We start from the raw sequence: 7,671 nt of genomic DNA on the forward strand, positions 1-7,671 counted from the left end.
GAGTGGGAGGATTGGGCTGTAGCGCGGTGGACACACGAACAGAGGGCAAAATTTGCTAAAGGTGAGGGCTGTCCTGATTGTATTGATCTTTCAGATGAGGAAGCTAAAGTTAGGTATGAGAAAAACAGAAAGCTATCCGGCGATAGTGCGTCTACGAGTAAACGTAAGCCAGTGTCTATGGGGGTTAGTGCTATAATAGGTGGTGTCGGAGCCATCATATGGCCTTTGATTTTCACTCCGAGTTCTTCATCCTTTCCAGAGTGGAGTGGGTTATGGGTAGCCATTTGGGGTATTTTATGTGTAGGAGCTATAATAGTTGGTATTATGGGTCTTTCGGGAGACGAGGATAAAGGATTAGCAGCTACAGGCCTAATTCTTGGCTCAATCTCCTTAGTTTGGCTTATATGGTCGTTTCGTGTAGCTAGCTGGATTACTGGATTCTAATCCAGGTTAATGAGTATCCCCGGGGTAGGAAGGTGACGGTGCCAGGGCGCAGGCCCGATCGAATAATAAGCTCAGTATAATGAAGAACAAAGGGATTAGTAGGGGTCAGGTCTTGCAATCCAACAGTTAAATTGCTCTTGATTTCTTGTATGCGTTATTGCAGAACCTCGTACATTAACTCACGAAACGGAAGGTAACTGTTCTCTCGGGTGTTCCTGTTTACCCTGTTTACTTTTTAGTGTGGACGGAGATGAACTTTGGGTGGGCACAGCGCAAGACAGTAACGCAATCACACCAGTTCATGGGCCAGATGGACTGCCCTCCCGCAATCCCGGACGGTATCTGAAGGATCCACCAGCGTATCATCGCCACCTTGGGTCGATTGGACCAGCTGCTTACAAGAGGTCAAGTAGCGAATATCCTGTTTTAATTCGCAACTGTAGAAGATGGGTATGCAACTGGAACACGGTCCAGCACTGCCCTATGCATGGCTCTGTTGCTTTATCAGGCCGACGTCCGGACAGGAGCGATGTTCAACCTGCAGCGTAACGTGGCCGATGTTGAACCTGTCATGCAGTATCTGCTCAGCATGTGCGCGAATTTCATCCGCTGCGCTCACCGGCATGTCGTCCACGCGGATGTGCGCTTCCATGTGATGGTCGTGTTCTCCTACTGACCAGACGTGCACGTGGTGCACGTCGCGCACCCCGGGAATCTTCTCCAGGGCCTCCTTTATCTGCGGCAACGACATGTCATGCGGCGTCCCCTCCATCAGGATGTGCACCGTCTCCTTCACGATCTCGTAGGCCTCTTTGAAGATGTACAGCCCGATGAGGAGCGTGATCACCGGGTCGAGCCAGTACACGTTCCACAGGTAGATTGCCACTCCGCCGAGGATCACCCCGACCGAGGAGATGGCGTCGGTTAGGAGGTGGAGGTAGGTCGCCTTGATGTTCATGCTCGACTTTGCTCCACGGCGCAGCAGGAGCGTTCCGATGACGTTTGCCACCAGGCCGATCGCGGCGACGATGAACATCATCTGCCCGTGGATCGGCACTGGATTGATGAACCGCTTGATCGCCTCGATGAACAGGAAGACGGTTATCACGATGAGCGCCGATGAGTTTATCACCGCGGCGAACACCTCCGCCCGCTTGAACCCGAATGTATGCCGCTCCGAGTTCGGCCTGCTTCGTAGGCGTATCGCAGCGTAGCTGATGACAATTGAGATTCCATCGCTGAAGTTGTGGATTGCATCGGAGAGGAGGGCCAGGCTTCCAGATAGCAGTCCCCCGATGATCTCGGCGGCGGTGATCACGAAGTTGAGCATCATGGTGATGAACATCCGTGTTCCGGTTACGTCACCCGTGCTATCAGCGTCGTGCATCGATCCTATTTCCGAATCACTAATGGTGATGTCCGTGCCCCTGGCCGTGCCCCTCCGGCTCGACCCACTCGATCGTCTCGAGGTTGCCGTTGATGTAGCCTTCAACCACGCTGCGAACGGGGCCGGTGGCACCGGTGATCACCTCGATTCCCAGTTGATTGAAGAAGTCCACTGCCTTCGGTCCCATCCCCCAGGCGAGGACGGCGTCCACCCCCTGAGAGTGAAGCCAATTCGGCAGGTCCCCCGGCCCGTGGTCGGCGAACGGGACATCGAGGACTTCAACCTTCGCGATCTTTCCGTCCTCCACGTCGATCAACGTGTAATGCTGTGCCCGGCCGAAGTGCTCCTCCACCTGATCGTCCAGCCCAGCAGTCCCTTGCGTTGGAATAGCGATTCTCTTCCTCATCGTTCCTCCTTATCCAAACGTGTAAAGTTTATCGGTTTTTCGCCTCAGCGCTTAATGTTAACTCCCACGGAACAGGTCCCCCTTGGCAGCGTGAATCCCGGTGTTGACCAGCGTCGTCGCCCACAGGAAGAATAGCAGGATGTAGAGCGCAAATCCGAAATGGTCGATGAGCCTTATCGAGAACCGCTCGGCGACGAGGTGGGTGGCAGCGACGTAGGCGCCGAGTGGGAATGTAAACGCCCACCATGACATGGCGTACGGAAGCTTCAGCCGCCGGATGTAGTGGATGGTCAGCATGATCGCCATCGCCACCCACCACACCCCAAACCCCCAGAAGAAGAAGCCGATGACGAAGAACGGCTCCCGGTTGGCAATGAAGCAGCAATGGGTGACGAGATTGAGAAGTGCGACCGTCCCCGCCCCGATCGGCCCGAGATTGATCCACACGGTTGGAGCGAGGACGTTTGGAAGGGGACGATGGAGGATGAACCGATACATACACATCGCAAGCAACGCTAAGTAGAGGAAGAATCCCGCTCCCCAGCCGAAGTAGTTCACGAAGATCACCCATTCGTTCGCCAATCCGCTGAAGTGGCCGATGACCAGGCTCCCGGCGATCGGGATGACGATCAACCCTACCGGAGGGATGAACCACGCCGGGTTGATATGGTCGAGCGTCACATGCTCTCCTTTGAACATGATGTAGGGGACAAGCAACCCGAATACGATGGTCAGAGCGCTTCCGATCATCCAGAACCAGGCGCCGACCTGGAAATTCTTCCCGATCACCATGAAGTCCGAGGCGAGAACGAGCATCCCCACTGGCAGAGTGGGGTAGAAGTTGGCAATGACCGGATGGTTCAGGTCACGCAGCGCGTCGGCGCGGTAGAAGATCCAGCGCAGGACGCACGGCACAAGGAGGACACCGAACAATGCCACATTGAAGTAGAACAGCCCCCGTGCGACGTACTGCAGGAACGGCAGGTAGCTTGAATAGAACATGCTTGTCATGGCAAGGATTCCGGTTCCCATCACCGAAGCGAACCAGGACGGCGTAAAGTTTTTGACCGGATTAATTGGCTCAGACATCCCTCAAATCACCCCGTTTATGATCTGCTAACTTGGGCAGTAAACTTCCCCGCCCTTTGGGCAGGGAGGTTTACGGAATCATTCGCTGGTGGAAGCATCGGTTCTGGCAATTTTTCGTTGTCTATCATGCGGCTCCTTTTGTCAGGGTTTGTAACAATGGGAGCAACTCCGCAGCGGCAGGTGATGCCACCCGCCAGTAGATGCGTACCCCATCACGGCGGGCGGAGACCAGGCCGGCACGGCGGAGGGCGTTCAGATGGCGTGAGATCCCGGATTGGTCGAGGTCAAAGTACGGCGCAATCTCGCAACCGCACATCTCTTCCCGGGACAGAAGCCGAAGAAGCTGCACTCGGATTGGGTGGGCAAGTGCCTGCCCGATCGCGGCAATCTGCTCGTCGTACGGCCTTCTGATATCATCCGTTTTCATTCATACATGCACCTTGGCGAAATGTTACATACAATCGTTCTCGCGGTCAAACTTCTTTTTCACCATCCCTGCCCACGCGCAGATGAGGAAGGCGCTTGCACTACATGTTTCCTCTTAAAGTTGATCAAGTTCTATCGAGGCTTGGCCTGAGCGGCCCAGCGATGATTCTCGATTCGAAATCGATATAATCACTCCCGGAGGGGAGATGCCGGAATTACCCGATCTTGAGGTGCTGCGTGAGGTGCTCGCCCCTAGGGTGATAGGGCGGAAGATCATCGGGGTGCGCGCGCTCCGTCCGGGGATCATCAAAACGGTGTCCCCGCCGCTTGACTCCCTCGTGGGAGAACGGTTCACCCATATTTCCCGGCGGGGGAAGCACCTCGTCCTCACCCTTCGCCCCGACCTCCACCTCGTCGTCCACCTGATGCTCGCTGGGCGATTCGTCATCTGTCGGAGCGATACCCGGCTGACCAAGGCGTCCGGGTTGGCGGTTTCATTCGCCGACGGGGAGGACCTGCGCCTGATCGAGAACGGTTCGGTCAAGCTGGTGCGAGTTTACGTGGTCGCGGATCCGATGGACGTTCCCGATGTGGCCCAAGCCGGGCTCGAGCCCCTGTCACCGGAGTTCACGGTGAGAGCACTGAGTGACATGGTGAAAGGGCGCCGGCGGCAGGCGAAGAAGCTCCTTACCGATCAGCGGATGATCGCCGGGATCGGGAGTGCGTATGCAGATGAGATCCTGTTCGCTGCTAAGATCTCTCCGATCCGCTACGTGAGCACCCTCTCCGATGAGGAGATCGCCCGTCTGCATGAAGCGATTGTAAGCGTGCTTGAGAACGCAATCCAAGAGATCCGCGCTCGCGTTGGGGATAGCTTGTTCACCGACGAGGTTCGTGACTTCCTCAAGGTCTACAAGCGGACCGGCGAGCCGTGTCCGGTGTGCGGGACCCCGATCCAGGAGATCCGCTACGCCCAGACCCGCACCTACTACTGCCCGCACTGCCAATCGGGCGATACGGCCGTCCCCGACCGGCGGAGGTGGCTCACCCGCTAACCCGGGATGATCGTGATCGAAGTACGCCTTTGCCACCCGATGGCCGCCGTTCGTCCCCCCATGCAATACGAATGACGGGCGATGACGGTATGGGAGTTGAGGACCCCAGCCCGGCGAGCTCCATCATCTCTTGCGTATCTCCTTTCCCTTCTGCCCGAGGTCTGGGGTGAACCCGCGCAGGGTCGAGCCGCCGATGAACTCACGCAGGATCGAGTTTCCCGGGATCGTCTTGCCTTCACATGGCTTGAACCAGCGCAAAAACGCGAGGAGGCGTTCGGCCTCTATCCGCTCCCGCGGGCTCTTGACCTGAAGGAGAAGCGGCTCAGCAAGCGGCTTGAGGACTGAAAGCTCATACGCCAACGCAGAGTTAAACATTACGTCCGCTTGCTCCTGATAGGGGAATATGTTCCGCTTCTCCCCGACCCGCACGCTGTCCCACAGCTTCAGCGTCGCCTCGGCGGAGTAACCGCGGTAGATGGAATCACGCACGATGCGGCGGAGCAGGCGGGTGTCAGTGGTGGAGATCCGGTTATGTCGATCGAGGTTGACCTGAGTGAGGGCGGAGACGAATATTCGAAACACCTCTTCGGCAGGGAAGTTCTTGAGCAAGTTGGGGTTGAGGCCGTGGATTCCCTCGGCGATCAGTATCTGGTCCGGGGCGAGTCGGACCGTCGGCCCGTCTTCCCGCTTTCCGGTCTTGAAGTTGTAGCGGGGTAGAGTGACCCGCTCCCCGGCGAGGAGGGCCTGGAGCTGTCTCTCCAACAGCGGGAGGTCGAGGGCCTCGAGGGAGTCGAAGTCGATCCCCTCCTTGAGCAGGACCTCACGGGGGAGGAAGTAATCGTCCATCCCGAGCGGGTAGGGGCGGAGTCCGTTGGCGAGAAGCTGCACCGCCAGGCGCTTGGAGAAGGTGGTCTTCCCGGACGAGGACGGACCAGCGATCAGGACGAGGCGGTGTTCCTCATCGTACCGGCGGGCGATTAGAGACGCGAGCTCAGCGATCCGCTGCTCATGCAGGGCCTCGGATACGAGGATCACCTCCTCGATCCTCCCGGTTTGGATCGCATCGTTCAGGGCGGCGACGTGTCTGATCCCGAGGAGCTGCAGCCACTCCCCGTACTCGGTGAACACCTCCCGCAGGGCGGTGAACCGCTGCGGGGGGAGGAGCTTAGTCGGGGCCTCACGCCGCGGGAACCGGAGGATGAACCCGCCGGGGAAGGTATCGAGCGCGAAGGTGTGCAGATACCCGGTTGAAGGGACCATGTAGCCGTAGAAGTAGTCGAGGAACCCGTTGAGCTCATATAAGTGGAGGTGATCTTCCTTGAACTCGGCGAGGAGGTTCACCTTCCCGTCCTCCCCGCGGGCGGCGAAGATCTCCCGCGCTTCCTCCACCGTCACCCGGCGACGCACGATCGGACGGTCCTCCTCCACCAGCCGCTGCATTCGCGCCTTTATCCGGGCGAGCTCGTCCGCGGTAAACGGTCCCCTCCCCTCCACCCGGCAGAAGTAGCCGCCGTAGGGGACGGAGTAGTCGATGTTCAACTTCACATCAGGGAAGAGCTCGTGCGTCGCCACGATGAGGAGGAACGACAGGCTGCGATAGTAGATCCTGATTCCGTCCGAATCGGAGACGAAGACCGGGGTAGCTGCGGTGTCGATCTCCACCGGTCGACCGAGCTCAACGAGCTCATCGTTGACGATGGCCGCCACCGGAGGATCGCTCGCTCCAGGGTAGGCGGTCCGAAAGAACTCAAATAGCGGTGTCCCTTTCGGCCCCTCGAACGTACGTCCGTCCGGGAGCTTTACCTGGACGTTCTTCCTCTCCCGTGCCTTACGGATCTTTGCCTGTGCCATCCTCATCCTCCATGAAGGGAGGTTCACTCTACCCTGTAGCGGAAGAGGTGTCAAGCCCTCCCTCTTGGTGCGCCAGGAGATCGTCACCAGGCTAAGGACGACGGAAAATGAACCGGCGTTCCTTGACCGTTCTCGGGCTGCGGTAACGGCAATGCTGTCTTCGTTGGGCCAATCGGACGGAAACCCTTCGGTCAGTTGTACCTTCAGTAATGTATGATCACGGGCGTTGGAGTGAGCTACGCGAGTTAGAGTCCACGTACGTGGTGTAACTATTCGCAACCGCAAGCAGGGTCAAAGTAAAAAATCTCGCAGCAAGCTGCGGAGCATCCAGCGAAGGTCTTTCACGACAATAGAAAAGAAATTGACAACCGCCACTCTTTGATGTACTATGTTATGAAGCTATAGAATTTTTGTGTTGATGTGGAGGTGAAACCATGAATTCGCCGTGGAAGAAGCGACGAGAGATTCCTGACCCACAAGTACGAGATGCTGCTGATCAGTTCGATAACGCACGGCTCTTGCTAGCAGCACAACCCCCTGGATCTGGCCTCCTGCTACCGTTGCTCAACAACGCCATCATTGCTATTGAACTGTATCTCAAGTCTCTCGGATCCATAGTAGTCTGCACCCCAAATCCAGGCTTTCCGGAATGCTCAATTGTCACCGCCGAGGCAGAGGTCAAGGGCCACGGCCTCATCGATATCCTTGAAAGTATTCCAGATGATATCCGTCAGGCTTTGGAGCAAGAGTACGCAGCGAAACATACTGGTAGAATGTTGCGAGATGATCTCAACCAGTACGAAGGGCTCTTTATCACTTCCCGCTACGCTTTTGAGAAAGGCAAGAGCTTAGACAGGTATCCGCTCCCAACCCTGATGGATTTGTGCTCATTCCTTCGGGATTTCGTCTCGAAAATGAAGCCGTTTGACCGAATCGAGTGGTGAAGGGGAGAATCCACCATGATAGGCAACGAGGTCTAAGCTTTAGGGATATCTTGTAACCTGAATCCGTGG

Annotated in this window: 8 protein-coding genes; 3 read left to right on the top strand and 5 right to left on the bottom strand. The window is 57.0% G+C overall.

Annotated elements, in window-relative coordinates; translation table 11 throughout:
- Window positions 1-444, top strand: a 444-nt coding sequence (locus tag J7J55_07385) for a hypothetical protein (GenBank protein MCD6142517.1), incomplete at its 5' end; no start/stop codon positions are given.
- A 481-nt stretch (window positions 445-925) separates the two neighbouring features.
- Here J7J55_07385 and J7J55_07390 read toward each other — a convergent pair.
- The 4 genes from J7J55_07390 to J7J55_07405 form a co-directional block, all read right to left on the bottom strand.
- Window positions 926-1,777: a cation transporter gene (locus J7J55_07390; GenBank protein ID MCD6142518.1), complete on the bottom strand. Its 852-nt coding sequence runs from the start codon at window positions 1,775-1,777 to the stop codon at window positions 926-928.
- 73 nt (window positions 1,778-1,850) lie between these two features.
- A complete protein-coding gene (locus tag J7J55_07395) occupies window positions 1,851-2,237 on the bottom strand; it encodes a NifB/NifX family molybdenum-iron cluster-binding protein (protein MCD6142519.1) in 387 nt (128 codons plus the stop codon).
- 57 nt (window positions 2,238-2,294) lie between these two features.
- Window positions 2,295-3,326 carry a C4-dicarboxylate ABC transporter gene (locus J7J55_07400; protein ID MCD6142520.1) on the bottom strand — a complete coding sequence of 344 codons (1,032 nt, stop codon included), beginning with the start codon at window positions 3,324-3,326 and terminating at the stop codon, window positions 2,295-2,297.
- Window positions 3,327-3,450: 124 nt separating this feature from the next.
- Window positions 3,451-3,753, bottom strand: coding sequence for a helix-turn-helix transcriptional regulator (locus J7J55_07405; GenBank protein MCD6142521.1), 303 nt, complete (start codon window positions 3,751-3,753; stop codon window positions 3,451-3,453).
- 205 nt (window positions 3,754-3,958) lie between these two features.
- Between J7J55_07405 and J7J55_07410 the strand changes: the two genes are divergently transcribed.
- Entirely contained in the window at window positions 3,959-4,807 is an 849-nt protein-coding gene (locus tag J7J55_07410; GenBank protein MCD6142522.1) for an Fpg/Nei family DNA glycosylase, read from the top strand.
- Window positions 4,808-4,930: 123 nt separating this feature from the next.
- On the opposite strand, the gene J7J55_07415 is transcribed toward J7J55_07410, so the two are convergent.
- Window positions 4,931-6,658, bottom strand: coding sequence for a nucleoside kinase (locus tag J7J55_07415; protein MCD6142523.1), 1,728 nt, complete (start codon window positions 6,656-6,658; stop codon window positions 4,931-4,933).
- 434 nt (window positions 6,659-7,092) lie between these two features.
- On the opposite strand from J7J55_07415, the gene J7J55_07420 reads away from it, so the two are divergent.
- Complete coding sequence (locus J7J55_07420; protein MCD6142524.1) at window positions 7,093-7,602, top strand: hypothetical protein; 510 nt, start codon at window positions 7,093-7,095, stop codon at window positions 7,600-7,602.
- Window positions 7,603-7,671 lie beyond the last annotated feature (69 nt).

The sequence above is a fragment of the Candidatus Bipolaricaulota bacterium genome, assembly GCA_021159055.1.
Taxonomy (GTDB): Bacteria; Bipolaricaulota; Bipolaricaulia; order UBA7950; family UBA9294; genus S016-54.